The 16152-nt window shown below is 52.3% G+C and carries 16 protein-coding genes; 10 read left to right on the top strand and 6 right to left on the bottom strand.

All coding sequences use genetic code 11. The annotated features are described in order from the left end of the window. Positions 1-180 precede the first annotated feature (180 nt). Positions 181-1623 (bottom strand): pyruvate kinase, encoded by a 1443-nt coding sequence (gene pyk, locus ACLJR2_RS09100; protein WP_000091156.1) that lies wholly within the window; start codon positions 1621-1623, stop codon positions 181-183. Positions 1624-1746: 123 nt separating this feature from the next. Next, positions 1747-2616: a MurR/RpiR family transcriptional regulator gene (locus tag ACLJR2_RS09095; RefSeq protein WP_001056719.1), complete on the bottom strand. Its 870-nt coding sequence runs from the start codon at positions 2614-2616 to the stop codon at positions 1747-1749. A 341-nt stretch (positions 2617-2957) separates the two neighbouring features. On the opposite strand from ACLJR2_RS09095, the gene zwf reads away from it, so the two are divergent. From zwf to kdgA, 3 genes are all read left to right on the top strand, one after another. Then, positions 2958-4433: a glucose-6-phosphate dehydrogenase gene (zwf, locus tag ACLJR2_RS09090; RefSeq protein ID WP_000301711.1), complete on the top strand. Its 1476-nt coding sequence runs from the start codon at positions 2958-2960 to the stop codon at positions 4431-4433. Between the two features lie 234 nt (positions 4434-4667). Further along, positions 4668-6479: a phosphogluconate dehydratase gene (gene edd / locus ACLJR2_RS09085; RefSeq protein WP_001069124.1), complete on the top strand. Its 1812-nt coding sequence runs from the start codon at positions 4668-4670 to the stop codon at positions 6477-6479. Positions 6480-6516: 37 nt separating this feature from the next. Beyond that, positions 6517-7158 carry a bifunctional 4-hydroxy-2-oxoglutarate aldolase/2-dehydro-3-deoxy-phosphogluconate aldolase gene (gene kdgA / locus ACLJR2_RS09080; protein WP_000800494.1) on the top strand — a complete coding sequence of 214 codons (642 nt, stop codon included), beginning with the start codon at positions 6517-6519 and terminating at the stop codon, positions 7156-7158. A gap of 99 nt (positions 7159-7257) precedes the next feature. Here the strand turns inward: kdgA and purT are convergent, their stop codons facing one another. Beyond that, positions 7258-8436: a formate-dependent phosphoribosylglycinamide formyltransferase gene (gene purT / locus ACLJR2_RS09075; protein ID WP_000173428.1), complete on the bottom strand. Its 1179-nt coding sequence runs from the start codon at positions 8434-8436 to the stop codon at positions 7258-7260. Between the two features lie 130 nt (positions 8437-8566). Between purT and yebG the strand changes: the two genes are divergently transcribed. The 4 genes from yebG to ptrB all read left to right on the top strand — a co-directional run bounded on the left by yebG (position 8567) and on the right by ptrB (position 12295). Then, entirely contained in the window at positions 8567-8857 is a 291-nt protein-coding gene (yebG, locus tag ACLJR2_RS09070) for a DNA damage-inducible protein YebG (RefSeq protein WP_000257723.1), read from the top strand. Between the two features lie 67 nt (positions 8858-8924). Continuing rightward, positions 8925-9278, top strand: a complete 354-nt coding sequence (gene yebF, locus ACLJR2_RS09065) for a protein YebF (protein WP_001042127.1) — start codon at positions 8925-8927, stop codon at positions 9276-9278. A 93-nt stretch (positions 9279-9371) separates the two neighbouring features. Then, positions 9372-10031: a tellurite resistance TerB family protein gene (locus ACLJR2_RS09060; RefSeq protein WP_000024707.1), complete on the top strand. Its 660-nt coding sequence runs from the start codon at positions 9372-9374 to the stop codon at positions 10029-10031. Positions 10032-10243: 212 nt separating this feature from the next. After that, positions 10244-12295 (top strand): oligopeptidase B, encoded by a 2052-nt coding sequence (gene ptrB, locus ACLJR2_RS09055; RefSeq protein ID WP_000936999.1) that lies wholly within the window; start codon positions 10244-10246, stop codon positions 12293-12295. 34 nt (positions 12296-12329) lie between these two features. On the opposite strand, the gene exoX is transcribed toward ptrB, so the two are convergent. The 3 genes from exoX to ACLJR2_RS09040 form a co-directional block, all read right to left on the bottom strand. Continuing rightward, a complete protein-coding gene (gene exoX, locus ACLJR2_RS09050; RefSeq protein ID WP_000944282.1) occupies positions 12330-13028 on the bottom strand; it encodes an exodeoxyribonuclease X in 699 nt (232 codons plus the stop codon). Positions 13029-13051: 23 nt separating this feature from the next. Beyond that, positions 13052-13708, bottom strand: coding sequence for a carbon-nitrogen hydrolase family protein (locus ACLJR2_RS09045; protein WP_000100255.1), 657 nt, complete (start codon positions 13706-13708; stop codon positions 13052-13054). Between the two features lie 107 nt (positions 13709-13815). Further along, the gene (locus ACLJR2_RS09040) at positions 13816-14046 is read right to left on the bottom strand and encodes a DNA polymerase III subunit theta (RefSeq protein ID WP_000856224.1); all 231 of its coding nucleotides are present in this window, start codon (positions 14044-14046) and stop codon (positions 13816-13818) included. Positions 14047-14183: 137 nt separating this feature from the next. Between ACLJR2_RS09040 and yobA the strand changes: the two genes are divergently transcribed. The 3 genes from yobA to ACLJR2_RS09025 are packed head-to-tail and all read left to right on the top strand — an operon-like array spanning position 14184 to position 15804. Further along, the gene (gene yobA, locus ACLJR2_RS09035) at positions 14184-14558 is read left to right on the top strand and encodes a CopC domain-containing protein YobA (RefSeq protein ID WP_000168397.1); all 375 of its coding nucleotides are present in this window, start codon (positions 14184-14186) and stop codon (positions 14556-14558) included. After that, a complete protein-coding gene (gene copD / locus ACLJR2_RS09030; protein WP_000979688.1) occupies positions 14559-15434 on the top strand; it encodes a copper homeostasis membrane protein CopD in 876 nt (291 codons plus the stop codon). A gap of 16 nt (positions 15435-15450) precedes the next feature. Then, entirely contained in the window at positions 15451-15804 is a 354-nt protein-coding gene (locus tag ACLJR2_RS09025) for a YebY family protein (RefSeq protein WP_000722368.1), read from the top strand. Positions 15805-16152: the final 348 nt, after the last annotated feature.

Below are 16152 nucleotides of genomic sequence, written 5' to 3'. Positions count from 1 at the left end.
AGGATAGAGGATAATCGCGTTGGGTGCGTTTGAACTCAGTCATCATCACGTTCTCCGGATTTAAGTCTGGAACGTGTCAACGCTATTCAGGACGGGTCAATCAAATAAATAAAGCCTCTCGTAAGAGAGGCTTTATGCTGACAAACCCTGTACTACCTGTTGAACAGGCCTGGAGGAGTTTTACTCAACGGTCAAAATACGCGTGGTATTGGTTGAACCGACGGTGCTCATGACATCGCCCTGAGTCACGATAACCAGGTCGCCGGAAACCAGATACCCTTTATCGCGCAGCAGATTAACAGCTTCATGCGCCGCGACAACGCCATCAGCCGCGCTATCAAAATGCACCGGCGTTACTCCGCGGTAGAGCGCGGTCAGGTTGAGCGTGCGTTCATGGCGCGACATGGCGAAAATCGGCAGGCCGGAGCTGATACGGGAAGTCATTAGCGCGGTACGACCGGATTCCGTCATGGTGATGATCGCGGTAACGCCTTTCAGATGGTTTGCCGCATACATCGCAGACATGGCAATGGCTTCTTCAACGTTGTCGAACTGCACGTCGAGACGGTGTTTAGACACATTGATGCTGGGGATTTTTTCTGCGCCCAGGCAGACGCGCGCCATTGCGGCAACGGTTTCAGAAGGATACTGACCGGCTGCGGTTTCGGCAGACAGCATAACCGCATCCGTGCCATCCAGGACGGCGTTCGCCACGTCCATCACTTCCGCACGGGTCGGCATCGGGTTGGTGATCATCGACTCCATCATCTGCGTTGCGGTGATGACTGCGCGGTTTAGCTGACGCGCACGGCGAATCAGCGCTTTCTGGATACCAACCAGCTCCGGATCGCCGATTTCAACGCCCAGATCGCCACGTGCGACCATCACAACGTCAGAGGCCAGAATGATATCGTCCATGGCGTTTTGGTCGCATACCGCTTCGGCGCGTTCGACTTTAGCCACAATTTTCGCGTCGCAGCCGGCGTCGCGTGCCAGGCGGCGTGCGTAGTTCAGATCTTCGCCGCAGCGCGGGAAGGAGACGGCCAGATAGTCAACGCCTATCAGCGCAGCGGTTTGAATATCGGCTTTATCTTTTTCGGTCAGCGCTTCAGCAGAAAGCCCGCCGCCGAGCTTGTTAATGCCTTTATTGTTAGACAGCGGGCCGCCGACGGTGACCTCGGTAAAGACTTTCATGCCCTGGACTTCAAGCACTTTCAACTGCACTCGACCATCGTCAAGCAGCAGGATATCGCCAGGAACGACGTCTGCCGGCAACCCTTTGTAATCAATGCCGACTTTTTCTTTGTCGCCTTCGCCTTTACCCAGGTTAGCGTCTAACAGAAATTTGTCCCCGATGTTGAGGAACACTTTGCCTTCTTTAAAAGTGGAAACGCGAATTTTTGGCCCTTGCAGGTCGCCTAAAATAGCCACATGACGCCCCAGTTTGGCGGCAATCTCACGGACTTTATCAGCACGCATTTTATGATCTTCCGGCGAGCCGTGAGAGAAGTTCATACGTACTACGTTTGCGCCCGCGGCGATAACCTTCTCAAGGTTGTTATCGCGGTCAGTTGCCGGGCCTAACGTGGTAACGATTTTGGTTCTGCGAAGCCTTCTGGACATGTAATACTCCGTTGACTAAAACAACTTGGTGTTGCGTGAACATTGATCCGGTCGTTCTGAAACCTTAACGGTATAAAATGAACGTCCCCGGATGACGAAAAGGGTAGAACATTGTTATTGCTTTTAGCGGTCATCACTCCTGATGAGTAATTCTTTATCAAAACGCGATTCCTTGAGCGCTTCCTTGACACGCTTCAAGTTATCTCTGAATTTTGCCCCGCGACGCAAAGTAAATCCCGTTGCCAGCACATCTATCACGGTCAGCTGAGCAAGTCGAGAGACCATGGGCATATAAATGTCTGTATCTTCCGGTACGTCGAGGGTAATGGCCAGCGTGGCTTCGCGCGCCAGCGGCGTTCCAGCGGAGGTCAGGGCGATCACCATCGCATCGTTTTCCCGCGCCAACTGCGCCAGTTCCACCAGGCTCTTGGTTCTGCCAGTATGCGAAATGAGCACCACGACGTCATCATCGTTACAATTCATACAGCTCATCCGTTGCAGCACGATATCGTCGGAGTAAATCACCGGCACATTGAAGCGAAAAAACTTATTCATGGCGTCATGCGCGACCGCGGCGGAGGAACCAAGACCAAAAAAGGCGATTTTTTTTGCCTGGGTCAGTAAATCGACGGCGCGGTTGACGGCCGATTTATCCAGCGACTGACGAACATGGTCGAGACTGGCCATGGCGGACTCGAAGATTTTTCCTGTATAGGCCTCAACGCTGTCATCTTCATCCACATTGCGATTAACATAGGGGGTGCCATTTGCCAGACTTTGCGCCAGATGCAGTTTAAAATCAGGAAAGCCGCGGGTATTCATGCTGCGACAGAAACGGTTCACCGTTGGCTCGCTAACGTTAGCTTCCTGGGCCAGCATGGCAATGCTTAAGTGAATCGATCTGCCTGGGGCGGCCAGAATAACATCGGCGACTTTTCGTTCAGATTTGCTTAAATGTTCCAGTTGAGACTGGACTTTTTCCAGCATATTCATGATTAGCAAGGCTCATGGGTATTAGCGATTTCAATGATGCGCGAAACCGAGCGCGTTTTGTTAGATATTACTCCTGGCGGCTGTCAAAGGGGGCAAAATGGCTAAAAAAGGTGTCGTTTTTTTTCATTACATGACCGACGTCGGATTTTAAGTTCCAGCTTGTGTGGAAAAGCGACAATTTTATTAGGCGTTTTGCCGATTATATTGCCAATCAAACGCCGGTTCACCTATGAAAAGGCGTTTACGGTTTCCGTAATCTCGTAAAAGCAGTACAGTGCTGTGTAATAAAATTACAACGATATCCTGGCTAAAGTACCAGGAGATTAACTGAGGAGAATGACATGGCGGTAACGCAAACAGCCCAGGCATGTGACCTGGTCATTTTCGGCGCGAAAGGCGACCTGGCGCGCCGGAAACTGCTGCCTTCCCTGTATCAGCTTGAGAAAGCCGGCCAGATCCATCCGGATACCCGGATCATTGGGGTGGGGCGCGCGGACTGGGATAAAGAAGCTTATACCCACGTCGTGCGTGAGGCGCTGGAAACCTTCATGAAGGAAAAAATTGATGAAGGCTTGTGGGATACGCTGAGCGGCCGTCTGGATTTTTGTAATCTTGACGTGAACGATACGCCTGCGTTTAGTCGCCTGGGCGATATGCTGGATCAAAAAAACCGCACCACCATTAACTATTTTGCGATGCCGCCCAGCACCTTTGGCGCTATTTGCAAAGGGTTAGGAGAGGCTAAACTCAACGCCAAACCGGCGCGCGTCGTGATGGAAAAACCGTTGGGTACTTCGCTGGCGACCTCGCGTGAGATTAACGATCGGGTCGGCGAATACTTTGAAGAGTGCCAGGTATATCGTATCGACCACTATCTGGGCAAAGAAACGGTTCTCAACCTGCTGGCGCTGCGTTTTGCCAACTCGTTATTCGTTAATAACTGGGATAACCGCACTATCGATCACGTTGAGATTACCGTAGCGGAAGAGGTGGGGATTGAAGGGCGCTGGGGATACTTTGACCAGGCCGGTCAGATGCGCGATATGATCCAGAACCACTTGCTGCAAATTCTCTGCATGATTGCCATGTCACCGCCGTCTGACCTGAGCGCCGACAGTATTCGCGATGAAAAAGTAAAAGTGTTGAAATCGCTGCGCCGGATTGATCGCTCCAACGTGCGTGAAAAAACGGTTCGTGGTCAATACACCGCGGGCTTTGCGCAGGGGCAAAAGGTGCCGGGCTATCTGGAAGAAGAGGGCGCGAATAAAAGCAGCAACACCGAAACTTTCGTCGCGATCCGCGTCGACATCGATAACTGGCGTTGGGCGGGCGTGCCATTCTATCTGCGCACCGGCAAGCGTCTGCCAACCAAGTGCTCTGAAGTCGTGGTTTATTTCAAGACGCCTGAACTGAACCTCTTTAAAGAGTCCTGGCAAGACCTGCCGCAGAACAAATTGACGATTCGCCTGCAGCCGGATGAAGGCGTAGATATTCAGGTGCTTAACAAAGTACCGGGGCTGGATCATAAGCATAATCTGCAGATCACGAAGCTTGATCTGAGCTACTCCGAAACCTTTAATCAGACGCACCTGGCGGATGCATATGAGCGCCTGCTGCTGGAAACGATGCGTGGCATTCAGGCGCTGTTTGTCCGCCGTGACGAAGTGGAAGAAGCCTGGAAGTGGGTGGACTCCATTACCGAAGCATGGGCGATGGACAACGACGCGCCGAAGCCGTATCAGGCGGGCACCTGGGGACCGGTAGCGTCCGTGGCGATGATTACCCGTGACGGTCGTTCGTGGAATGAGTTTGAGTAAATTTACCACTCACTCTTAGGTGGTATTTTACCGGTAACATGATCTAACACAGATTGTAGAATCATTTTTGCACTTTTAAGCCTCGTGTGGATTCACCTGCGAGGCTTTTTTTATTACACTGCCTGAAACGATTTTGCCCCATTATCCCCGGACATCATGTATTTCACTGTCTTTCCACATTGATGAAACGCATGGTAAACCCGGTAGCCGGACAGATAAATTTCAGGAGCCTCTATGAATCCTAATTTGTTACGCGTAACACAGCGCATTGTCGAACGGTCGCAGCAGACCCGAAAAGCCTATCTTGCCCGCATTGAGCAGGCGAAAACCGCCACGGTCCACCGATCTCAACTGGCCTGCGGCAACCTGGCGCATGGCTTCGCCGCCTGTCAGCCAGAGGACAAAGCCTCGCTGAAAAGTATGTTGCGCAATAATATCGCCATTATTACCTCCTACAATGACATGCTCTCTGCGCATCAACCGTATGAACATTATCCGCAGATTATTCGTCAGGCCCTGCATTCCGTGAATGCGGTAGGTCAGGTCGCAGGCGGCGTACCGGCAATGTGCGATGGCGTTACGCAAGGTCAGGATGGCATGGAGTTGTCATTACTCAGCCGCGAAGTGATAGCGATGTCGGCAGCAGTAGGCCTTTCTCACAATATGTTTGACGGCGCGTTATTCCTCGGCGTATGCGACAAAATCGTTCCGGGGCTGGCGATGGCCGCGCTCTCTTTTGGTCATTTACCCGCGATTTTTGTTCCGTCAGGCCCGATGGCGAGCGGCCTGCCGAATAAAGAAAAAGTCCGTATTCGTCAGCTATATGCGGAAGGAAAAGTAGACAGAATGGCGCTGCTGGAGTCGGAAGCCGCCTCTTACCATGCGCCGGGCACCTGTACATTTTACGGCACCGCCAACACCAACCAGATGGTGGTGGAGTTTATGGGAATGCAGTTGCCGGGTTCTTCGTTTGTGCATCCGGATGCGCCGCTGCGCGAGGCATTGACTGCCGCTGCCGCACGTCAGGTAACACGTCTTACCGGCAACGGCAATACGTGGATGCCGCTCGGTAAAATGATCGACGAAAAAGTCGTGGTGAACGGCATTGTCGCGCTGCTGGCTACCGGCGGTTCCACCAACCACACCATGCATCTGGTTGCAATGGCGCGCGCGGCGGGCATTCTGATCAACTGGGATGACTTCTCGGATTTGTCGGAAGTGGTTCCGTTGATGGCGCGTCTGTACCCGAACGGTCCGGCGGACATTAACCACTTCCAGGCGGCGGGCGGCGTACCGGTATTGATGCGTGAGCTGCTCAATGCCGGATTGCTGCACGAAGACGTTAACACTGTCGCAGGCTTCGGCCTGAAACGCTATACGCTGGAGCCCTGGCTCAACAACGGCGAGCTGGACTGGCGTGAAGGCGCGGAAAGGTCACTGGATAACGATGTCATTGCCTCTTTTGATAAGCCGTTCTCTCCTCACGGCGGTACTAAGGTGCTAAGCGGTAATCTGGGGCGCGCAGTAATGAAGACGTCTGCGGTACCGGTTGAAAACCAGATCATTGAAGCGCCTGCCATGGTATTTGAAAGTCAGCATGATGTGCTGCCTGCGTTTGACGCGGGCCTGCTTGATCGGGATTGTGTCGTTGTCGTGCGTCATCAGGGACCAAAAGCGAATGGAATGCCAGAATTACATAAACTCATGCCGCCACTTGGTGTATTATTGGACCGCCGTTTCAAAATCGCGTTAGTTACTGATGGACGACTTTCAGGCGCTTCGGGTAAAGTGCCTTCAGCTATCCACGTAACGCCGGAAGCCTACGATGGCGGCTTACTGGCAAAAGTGCGCGATGGCGACATCATTCGCGTGAATGGGCAGACAGGTGAGTTAACTCTGCTGGTCGACGAGGCGGAACTTGCCGCTCGTCAGCCTCATATTCCGGACCTGAGCGCGTCGCGCGTCGGAACGGGGCGTGAGTTGTTTGGCGCGCTGCGCGAAAAGCTGTCGGGTGCGGAGCAGGGCGCAACCTGTATCACTTTTTAAGATGACACACTAGTAATCAGGCGAGAGAAGAATTCCGATGAAAAACTGGAAAACAAGTGCAGAAGCAATCCTGACCACCGGCCCGGTTGTCCCGGTCATTGTAGTCAATAAACTGGAGCACGCGGTGCCGATGGCTAAAGCGCTGGTGGCCGGGGGCGTTCGCGTTCTGGAAGTGACCTTACGTACGGCCTGCGCGATGGATGCTATTCGCGCTATCGCTAAAGACGTGCCGGAAGCGATTGTCGGCGCCGGAACCGTTCTCAATCCGCAGCAGTTGGCGGAGGTGACGGAAGCGGGCGCGCAATTTGCGATTAGCCCGGGACTGACTGAGCCACTGCTGAAAGCCGCGACGGCAGGCACTATCCCATTGATTCCCGGTATTAGCACCGTTTCTGAACTGATGTTGGGCATGGACTATGGTCTGAAAGAGTTCAAATTCTTCCCGGCGGAAGCGAATGGCGGCACTAAAGCGTTGCAGGCGATTGCCGGTCCGTTCTCTCAGGTACGTTTCTGCCCAACCGGCGGCATCTCTCCGGCAAACTATCGTGACTATCTGGCGCTGAAAAGCGTGTTGTGCATCGGCGGTTCCTGGCTGGTGCCGGCCGACGCGCTGGAAGCGGGTGATTACGATCGCATCACCAAACTGGCGCGCGAAGCGGTAGAAGGCGCGAAACAGTAAGCCGTTAAATGCCCGATGGCGCTTGCTTATCGGGCTTACGAGTGGCGATCAGTCAGGTCTGATAAAAATGCGCTAACGTCGCCATCAGGCGATGGCGCATTAGCCTTTTACCGTCACGCGGCTGGCGGCCTTTTTCGCTCTTATCACCGCTTCTTCAACGTTTTCACCTGTCGCTAACGCTACACCAAGACGACGGGTGCCGTCGATCTCAGGCTTACCAAACAGCCGTACCTGCACTCCGGCCCCTACCGCCGCGTGTACATTATCAAACGTCACATTTTGACTGGTAAGCTGCGGCAGAATCACGGCCGAGGCAGCGGGACCATACTGGCGAATAGCGCCTATGGGCATTCCCAGAAAGGCGCGCACATGCAGCGCAAACTCAGAAAGATCCTGAGAAATCAACGTCACCATTCCGGTATCGTGCGGGCGAGGGGAGACTTCGCTGAAAATGACTTCATCGCCACAGACGAAGAGTTCAACGCCGAACAGACCATGACCGCCTAACGCCAGTACCACATGACGGGCAATCTCTTGCGCCCGCTTCAGCGCCAGTTCGCTCATCTGCTGTGGCTGCCAGGATTCGCGATAGTCGCCATCTTGCTGACGATGACCGACCGGCGCGCAGAAATGCACGCCATCGACGGCGCTAACGGTGAGCAGCGTAATTTCAAAATCAAATTTAACCACGCCTTCCACAATCACGCGACCCGCGCCAGCGCGTCCGCCCTGTTGAGCATACTCCCATGCCTGCGCGAGCTGTTCGGCCGAGCGGATAAAGCTCTGGCCTTTGCCGGAAGAGCTCATGACCGGTTTGACGATGCAAGGAAAACCCACTGCGGCTACCGCATCATGAAAACTGGCCTCACTGTCGGCAAAGCGATACGTCGATGTCGGCAGACCTAATTCTTCTGCGGCCAGGCGACGGATCCCTTCGCGGTTCATCGTGAGCTGCGTTGCACGGGCGCAAGGCACGACATTCAGCCCTTCGCCCTCCAGCTCGCGCAGCGTATCGGTGGCGATCGCTTCTATTTCCGGCACGATATAATGCGGTTTTTCCTCTGTAATCACATGACGTAGCGCCTCGCCGTCCAGCATATTAATGACGTGTGAACGGTGAGCCACATGCATGGCGGGAGCATCAGGATAGCGATCGACGGCGATAACCTCGATCCCCAGGCGTTGGCATTCAATCGCCACCTCTTTTCCTAATTCTCCTGCCCCTAATAACATCACCCGCGTTGCTGCCGGACGCAGCGCAGTGCCTAATAGCGTCATATTTCTGTCCCCTTATTTACCTGCGCGCAGTATATACGAAAACGTTTGCGCATGTCTTTTCGAATAGATTGCTTTTCTTGCCGCCTTGCAATATACTGTATATAAACACAGGTAAATAAGGGGCTGCAAAATGGCGGTTGAAGTTAAATACGTAGTCATTCGCGAGGGTGAGGAGAAGATGTCATTTACCAGTAAAAAGGAAGCCGACGCCTGGGACAAAATGCTCGATACTGCCGATCTTCTTGATACCTGGCTTGAGCAGTCGCCAGTCGTGCTGGAAGATGGGCAGCGCGAGGCGTTGTCGCTGTGGCTGGCGGAACATAAAGAGGTGTTAAGCACTATCCTCAAAACCGGTAAGTTGCCTTCTCCGCAGGCGGTTGAAAAGGACGCCGCGAGTAAAACGAAAAAGCAAGCCGCCTGAACCCGTACTTGCGCTCCCGGCGTTTTGTACCATGCTTTTCCTGAATCATTGTGCTAAGGAGAAAAGTATGAATAAAAGAGGAGCGTTGTTGAGCCTGCTGTTGTTATCCGCCAGCGTATCGGCATTTGCGGCATCCACCGAGAGTAAATCGGTTAAGTTTCCGCAGTGTGAAGGGCTGGATGCCGCCGGGGTTGCGGCAAGCGTGAAGCGCGACTACCAGCAAAATCGTATCGTGCGGTGGGCAGACGACCAAAAAAAGGTCGGGCAGGCTGACCCGGTCGCGTGGGTTAATGTGCAGGATGTTGTGGGTCAAAATGATAAATGGACAGTGCCGCTAACCGTTCGCGGTAAAAGTGCCGATATTCATTATCAGGTCATCGTTGATTGCAAAGCCGGCGAGGCGGAATATAAGCCCCGCTAGCAGCGTAATTTGCGCTTCTTTTGCCGGAACAGACAATTCCTGACATCCCCTCAGGTACGCTTGACCATTATTGGTCTGTATTTGAGGGGTACTATGGCTAACTGGTTGAACCAATTACAATCACTTCTTGGGCAAAAAGGCGCTTCTGCATCGCCTTCCGGTGAACAGGGGTTAAATAAACTGCTGGTTCCCGGCGCGCTGGGCGGTCTGGCTGGACTGTTGGTCGCCAATAAGTCTTCGCGCAAATTATTAACTAAATACGGTACTGGCGCTTTGCTGGTGGGCGGCGGCGCGGTAGCGGGTTCCGTATTGTGGAATAAGTACAAAGATAAAGTACGCGCTGCGCATCAGGGGGAGCCGCAATTCGGCAGCCAAAGTACGCCGCTGGATGTTCGCACTGAGCGACTGATCCTGGCGCTGGTTTTTGCTGCAAAAAGCGATGGGCATATTGATGCCAAAGAACGCGCGGCGATTGAGCACCAACTGCGAGAATCAGGTGTTGAAGAGCAAGGGCGCGTGTTTATCGAGAAAGCTATTGAGCAGCCGCTTGATCCACAACGTCTGGCACAGGGCGTTCGCAATGAAGAAGAAGCCCTGGAAATCTACTTCCTGAGCTGCGCCGCCATTGATATTGACCACTTTATGGAACGTAGCTATCTGAATGCGTTAGGAGACGCGCTAAAAATTCCTCAGGAGGTTCGGGACGGTATCGAGCAGGACTTGCAGCAGCAAAAACAGGCGCTACCAGGCTGATAACCTGCCATTAAGTAACATGTTTCGCTTGCATCATGCGTGTCTTTTGCCACCCTTATAGGATGGATAGTTTACGTCATTCATGTTGCAGGATAGCGGCGAAGCAGTGACATCTCAGGCGCTTACCGAGGTGAGCGACCGGGACTACCATGCTACGCCGCTGTGTTTGCCGCGTGATATATAACAAATATTAACGCAAAAGAAAAAACGACATGTTGCCAAAAGCCAATCGAATTCCCTATGCCATGACCGTACATGGCGATACGCGCATTGATAATTATTACTGGCTGCGAGATGACACTCGCTCGCAGCCGGAAGTCCTTGATTACCTGCATCAGGAAAATGAGTATGGCCGGAAGGTCATGACCTCTCAGCAGGCGTTACAGGACCGCATTCTAAAAGAAATTATCGATCGCATCCCGCCCAGAGAAGTTTCCGCTCCGTATGTGAAAAACGGCTATCGCTACCGTTATATCTATGAACCCGGCTGCGAATATGCCATCTATCAACGACAATCGGCGTTAAGCGAAGAGTGGGATGTGTGGGAAACCTTGCTCGATGCGAACCAGCGGGCCGCGCACAGCGAATTTTATACGCTCGGCGGACTTGCCATTACGCCGGATAATACCATCATGGCGCTGGCGGAAGATTATTTATCCCGTCGTCAGTATGGGTTGCGTTTTCGTAACCTCGAAAGCGGTAACTGGTATCCGGAACTGCTGGATAACGTTGCGCCTGAATTTGTCTGGGCCAATGATTCCCTGACCCTTTACTATGTGCGTAAGCATAAGAAGACGCTGCTGCCCTATCAAGTTTGGCGGCACACGATTGGCACTCCGTCATCGCAAGATGAACTGGTATATGAAGAGAAAGACGATACCTTTTATGTCAGCCTGCATAAAACCACTTCGCAGCATTATGTGGTGATTCATCTTGCCAGCGCCACCACTAGCGAAGTGCTATTACTTGACGCGGAACTGGCCGATGCCGAGCCGTTTTCATTTTTACCGCGCCGCAAAGACCATGAATATAGTCTCGATCACTATCAACATAAGTTTTACCTGCGTTCTAACCGGAACGGTAAAAACTTTGGGTTGTACCGTACCCGCGTGCGCAATGAAAACGCCTGGGAAGAACTGATCCCTCCGCGCGAGCATATTATGCTGGAAGGGTTTACCCTGTTTACCGACTGGTTAGTGGTCGAAGAGCGTCAACGGGGGCTTACCAGCCTGCGGCAAATTAACCGTAAAACCCGTGAAGTGATAGGCATCGCCTTTGACGATCCGGCTTACGTGACGTGGCTTGCCTATAATCCCGAACCTGAGACCTCCCGGCTGCGTTACGGCTATTCTTCAATGACGACGCCAGATACCTTGTTTGAACTGGATATGGATACCGGAGAACGACGGGTACTTAAACAGACGGAAGTGCCTGGGTTTGATTCTGGCTGTTATCAGAGCGAACACCTGTGGATCACCGCACGCGACGGCGTCGAAGTGCCAGTATCGCTGGTTTATCATCAGAAGTATTTTCGTAAAGGGCAAAATCCGCTTCTGGTTTACGGCTACGGATCTTACGGTTCCAGTATTGACGCCGACTTCAGCAGCAGCCGACTGAGCTTGCTGGATCGTGGCTTTGTTTACGCAATCGTACACGTTCGCGGCGGCGGTGAGCTGGGGCAGCAGTGGTATGAAGATGGCAAATTCCTCAAAAAGCGGAATACTTTTAATGACTATCTTGATGCCTGCGATGCCTTATTAAAACTGGGTTACGGTTCACCGTCGCTGTGTTATGGGATGGGCGGGAGCGCGGGCGGAATGCTAATGGGCGTCGCTATCAACGAACGCCCCGAGCTTTTCCACGGCGTTATTGCCCAGGTACCCTTTGTTGATGTATTAACCACGATGCTGGATGAGTCGATCCCACTAACGACAGGAGAGTTTGAAGAGTGGGGGAACCCGCAGGATATTGAGTATTATGACTATATGAAAAGCTATAGTCCTTATGACAATGTCAAAGCGCAGGACTATCCGCACCTGCTGGTGACGACAGGATTGCACGATTCCCAGGTGCAATACTGGGAACCGGCGAAGTGGGTGGCAAAATTACGCGAGCTAAAAACGGACCAACGTCTGCTGCTGTTATGTACGGATATGGACTCCGGGCACGGTGGTAAGTCGGGGCGGTTTAAATCCTACGAAGGCGTCGCGCTGGAGTTCGCCTTTTTAATCGGCCTGGCGCAGGGAACCTTACATAGCGCATAGACGCGCGCCCGCAATGGCTTGTGAGCGTCGCGGGTTATTGTGGTGTTCCATTGCTGCGTTGCTCGCCAGCCTGAACATCTTCCAGGTAGTGTTTAAGCGTCAGGCGAAGTTCCGGGCTCATATTATCAAGGTTATTAAAAAGCCAGCGTAAATAGCCCGGATCGCGTTTTGCGACTTCAGATACCGCCTTACCGCGGTATTTACCGAACGGGAAAGTGGTTAACAGCGCAGGACGGCCCGTGATATTGACCATTTCTTCCGCGGTCCAGCCGGTGGTTCGCATAATATCAATCAGCAAGGCGGCGGTGATATAGCAATCATAAAGCGCCCGGTGATGATGCAGCCCCGGCGGCGTTTGTACGCTTAGTTTGCGTGATTTATAGAGCGCCATATTGCTGTATTTTATTCCCGGCCACAGGCGTCGCGACAACTTCATGGTACAGATCCACTCACCCGGCAATTCAGGTAATACGCGTCTGTCGAAACTGGCATTGTGAGCGACATACCACTCACTACCGTAATAAAGCGGTATGACATCTTCAATCCACGGCTTATCGGCGACCATGGCTTCGGTAATACGGTGTATCGCCATCGCCTGCGGCGTAATAGGGCGATCGGGGCGTATCAGGTGACTCATGGGATTGACAATGTTGCCATCAATGACATCTACAGAGGCTATCTCTACGATCCCGCCCTGCAGCCCGCAGGTTTCCGTGTCTATAATCCGCAACATGATTCATTCCTCACCGAAAGATCTTAGCGTAATGGAATGATATCGCCTTGCCAACCCTCCGTTGTGCGCAGGCCCGTCAGTAATAGCGAACCGCAATCGGCACGAACAATAAGTTGCCCGCTTTCATCCCACAGCGCGCTACTGCCACAGGCATTGGCCATCAGTACGGCCAGCGCATATTTATGCGAAAAACGTTGTAAGCGTGAGGTAGAAGCATGTAGTTCAGGTTCGTTAAGACATTGACTGGTTGTGAATAACGTAAATGAGGGATCTATATCATCACCTTCTGGCTGCTCATCCACCACGTTGATAGCGCTTCGCTGCCTGGCAATACAGGCGCCATGACTTTTGTGAAACATGAGCGGCGACGCTAGCCATGGGGCAAAAATAGCGATGCCTTTTACGAAGCGGCAGTTATGCTCAACAGGCATACCCACAATGATAGTCATATGGTGGGTATCGGCCGCATGAGTGAGCGGCTGTAAAAGCGCCTCGTCAGGCGGGGCGGGCAACGATTTATTCCTTTCGTCGCAGCCTAATAGCGACAGTGACGGAAAGACCAGCAGTTCGCACTGTTGACGAGCCGCAAGCTCAATATATTCCAGATGATGGGCGACATGCTCCGCCGGCGAGGCGTTCAGGGGCGCATACTGCGCAGCAGCAATTTTCCAGGAGGACATAATGACTTCCTTTTCATAGTCTCTACAGCCATTCTAAAAAGCATAGGTTAAGAATCGCCTTATAATGTAGTCGTCTGCATGTAAGGAAGTGTAACGTTATATAATTTTTATTTAACTTTGGGTTCGTAAGGGAGTCGGGATAGTGATACGGAAGCCAGACGATGGGCAATCAGCCGCTCGCGAAACCAGGCGCGTAGATGCTCTGGCTGCTCACGTTCGACCGCCTCCGCGACAACTGGCATATTGTAGCGCTCTTTAAATGCCACCCCGGCTGCCGCCAGGTCCACATTGACTTTATCCATTTCCGCTTGTTCAAGCTGAGCCAGATTTGTTTTCATACGTGTCTCCTTTTTTGTTGCCGCCAGAAGGTACTAAGAGTCCGCGGTAATGGCAAGATGGAAATGATGATCCTCGACTCATTGATTGTTGAAGGTTATTCTTTGTAACGTAGGTATAACAAAAAGGAATAGTGAATATGGCTTCTTCTGCACCATCGCGACGTTTAGCTTTAGTGCTGCTGGCATCGACATTTGCGACGCCAGCGGCCTGGGCACATGCGCACCTGACGCATCAGTATCCAGCGGCGAATGCTGCCGTTACGGCCTCGCCACAGGCGCTGACTCTGAATTTTTCTGAAGGGATTGAGCCAGGATTCAGCGGCGCAACCATTACTGGCCCTCAGCAAGAGCTCATCAAAACGCGCCCGGCAAAGCGAAATGAACAGGATAAAACGCAGTTGATTATCCCGCTTGAGCAGCCGTTAAAATCTGGCACTTACACGGTAGACTGGCACGTTGTGTCGGTGGATGGACATAAAACAAAAGGGAAATACACCTTCAGCGTGAAATAAATGATGCTGACATTCGTCTGGATAACTCTCCGATTTATTCATTTTGCTAGTTTGATGCTGGTCTACGGCTGCGCGCTTTACGGCGCCTGGCTGGCACCCGCATCAATTCGTCGTTTAATGACGCGTCGATTTTTACATCTGCAACAACATGCCGCCGCCTGGAGCGTTATCAGCGCGGCTTTCATGCTGGCGATTCAGGGCGGACTGATGGGCGGCGGCTGGCCCGATGTTTTTTCCGTCTCGGTGTGGGGCGCGGTACTGCAAACCCGCTTTGGCGCGGTCTGGATATGGCAAATTATCCTCGCGCTGGTCACGCTGGCGGTGGTAGTCATTGCGCCGGTAAAAATGCAACGACGGCTTCTTATTCTAACCGTTGCTCAGTTTATCCTGCTGGCAGGCGTTGGACATGCGACGATGCGCGACGGTGTAGCGGGAACATTACAGCAGATTAACCATGCTCTGCATTTACTCTGTGCCGCAGCCTGGTTTGGTGGGCTGTTGCCAGTGGTTTATTGTATGCGCATGGCTCAGGGACGCTGGCGTCAACATGCCATTAGCGCCATGATGCGTTTTTCTCGTTATGGTCACTTTTTTGTGGCGGGCGTATTGCTCACAGGCATTGGCAACACGCTATTTATCACGGGATTTACCGCTATCTGGCAGACCACCTATGGACAGTTGCTTTTGTTAAAATGTGCGCTGGTGGTGCTTATGGTAGCAATTGCGCTGACGAATCGGTATGTTCTCGTACCACGTATGCGACAGGAAAATCCCCGGACTGACCTATGGTTTGTCAGGATGACGCAAATTGAATGGGGAGTTGGAGGCATAGTTCTGGCGATCGTCAGCCTGTTTGCAACCCTCGAACCTTTCTGATGGACTGGCATAACGAATGAAAAAAATACTCCTTCCGGCGCTTCTGCTGGCCACTTCGGGCGTAGCGTTGGCGGCGCCGCAGGTGATTACCGTAAGTCGTTTTGAAGTAGGAAAAGACAAGTGGGCGTTTAATCGGGAAGAGGTCATGTTGACCTGTCGGCCTGGCCAGGCGCTCTATGTGATCAACCCCAGTACTCTGGTGCAGTATCCCTTGAATGCTATTGCCGAACAGCAAGTAGCGGAGGGTAAAACGCGCGCTCAGCCTATTGCCGTCATTCAAATCGATAACCCGGCGAAGCCCGGTGAGAAAATGAGTCTGGCGCCGTTTATCGAACGTGCGCAAAAGCTTTGTGATCCATCCAATAGCTGACTGATTTTTAATAAAAAACCGTAAACCTTCACGAAAAGGCTTACGGTTTTTTTATCTCTGATGACAGACAAAACGCCAGGTTTTTTCAATCACCTTCGTCACAAACTGGAAAACCTGGCGTCGTCATCTATTCTTAAAGGGCAAGGCGATTTAGCCTGCATTAATGCCAACTTTTAGCGCACGGCTCTCTCCCAAGAGCCATTTCCCTGGACCGAATACAGGAATCGTATTCGGTCTCTTTTTATTTTTCTTATAAATCAAGTAATTAAAAACGTTTGTCCGAAAATGTCCGAAATTTGTCCGAATTTCTGTATTCGGTCTTTTTCCTTTATATCACAACAAAATCTG

The organism is Salmonella sp. SAL03688, from assembly GCF_046551895.1.
Classification (GTDB): domain Bacteria; phylum Pseudomonadota; class Gammaproteobacteria; order Enterobacterales; family Enterobacteriaceae; genus Salmonella; species Salmonella enterica.
This window is presented reverse-complemented; position numbering and strand designations above follow the sequence as displayed.

Coding starts and splice junctions, on each gene's coding strand:
- pyk (WP_000091156.1), bottom strand. CDS start 1,623: ATGTCCAGAAGGCTTCGCAGAACCAAAATCGTTACCACGTTAGGCCCG.
- ACLJR2_RS09095 (WP_001056719.1), bottom strand. CDS start 2,616: ATGAATATGCTGGAAAAAGTCCAGTCTCAACTGGAACATTTAAGCAAA.
- zwf (WP_000301711.1), top strand. CDS start 2,958: ATGGCGGTAACGCAAACAGCCCAGGCATGTGACCTGGTCATTTTCGGC.
- edd (WP_001069124.1), top strand. CDS start 4,668: ATGAATCCTAATTTGTTACGCGTAACACAGCGCATTGTCGAACGGTCG.
- kdgA (WP_000800494.1), top strand. CDS start 6,517: ATGAAAAACTGGAAAACAAGTGCAGAAGCAATCCTGACCACCGGCCCG.
- purT (WP_000173428.1), bottom strand. CDS start 8,436: ATGACGCTATTAGGCACTGCGCTGCGTCCGGCAGCAACGCGGGTGATG.
- yebG (WP_000257723.1), top strand. CDS start 8,567: ATGGCGGTTGAAGTTAAATACGTAGTCATTCGCGAGGGTGAGGAGAAG.
- yebF (WP_001042127.1), top strand. CDS start 8,925: ATGAATAAAAGAGGAGCGTTGTTGAGCCTGCTGTTGTTATCCGCCAGC.
- ACLJR2_RS09060 (WP_000024707.1), top strand. CDS start 9,372: ATGGCTAACTGGTTGAACCAATTACAATCACTTCTTGGGCAAAAAGGC.
- ptrB (WP_000936999.1), top strand. CDS start 10,244: ATGTTGCCAAAAGCCAATCGAATTCCCTATGCCATGACCGTACATGGC.
- exoX (WP_000944282.1), bottom strand. CDS start 13,028: ATGTTGCGGATTATAGACACGGAAACCTGCGGGCTGCAGGGCGGGATC.
- ACLJR2_RS09045 (WP_000100255.1), bottom strand. CDS start 13,708: ATGTCCTCCTGGAAAATTGCTGCTGCGCAGTATGCGCCCCTGAACGCC.
- ACLJR2_RS09040 (WP_000856224.1), bottom strand. CDS start 14,046: ATGAAAACAAATCTGGCTCAGCTTGAACAAGCGGAAATGGATAAAGTC.
- yobA (WP_000168397.1), top strand. CDS start 14,184: ATGGCTTCTTCTGCACCATCGCGACGTTTAGCTTTAGTGCTGCTGGCA.
- copD (WP_000979688.1), top strand. CDS start 14,559: ATGATGCTGACATTCGTCTGGATAACTCTCCGATTTATTCATTTTGCT.
- ACLJR2_RS09025 (WP_000722368.1), top strand. CDS start 15,451: ATGAAAAAAATACTCCTTCCGGCGCTTCTGCTGGCCACTTCGGGCGTA.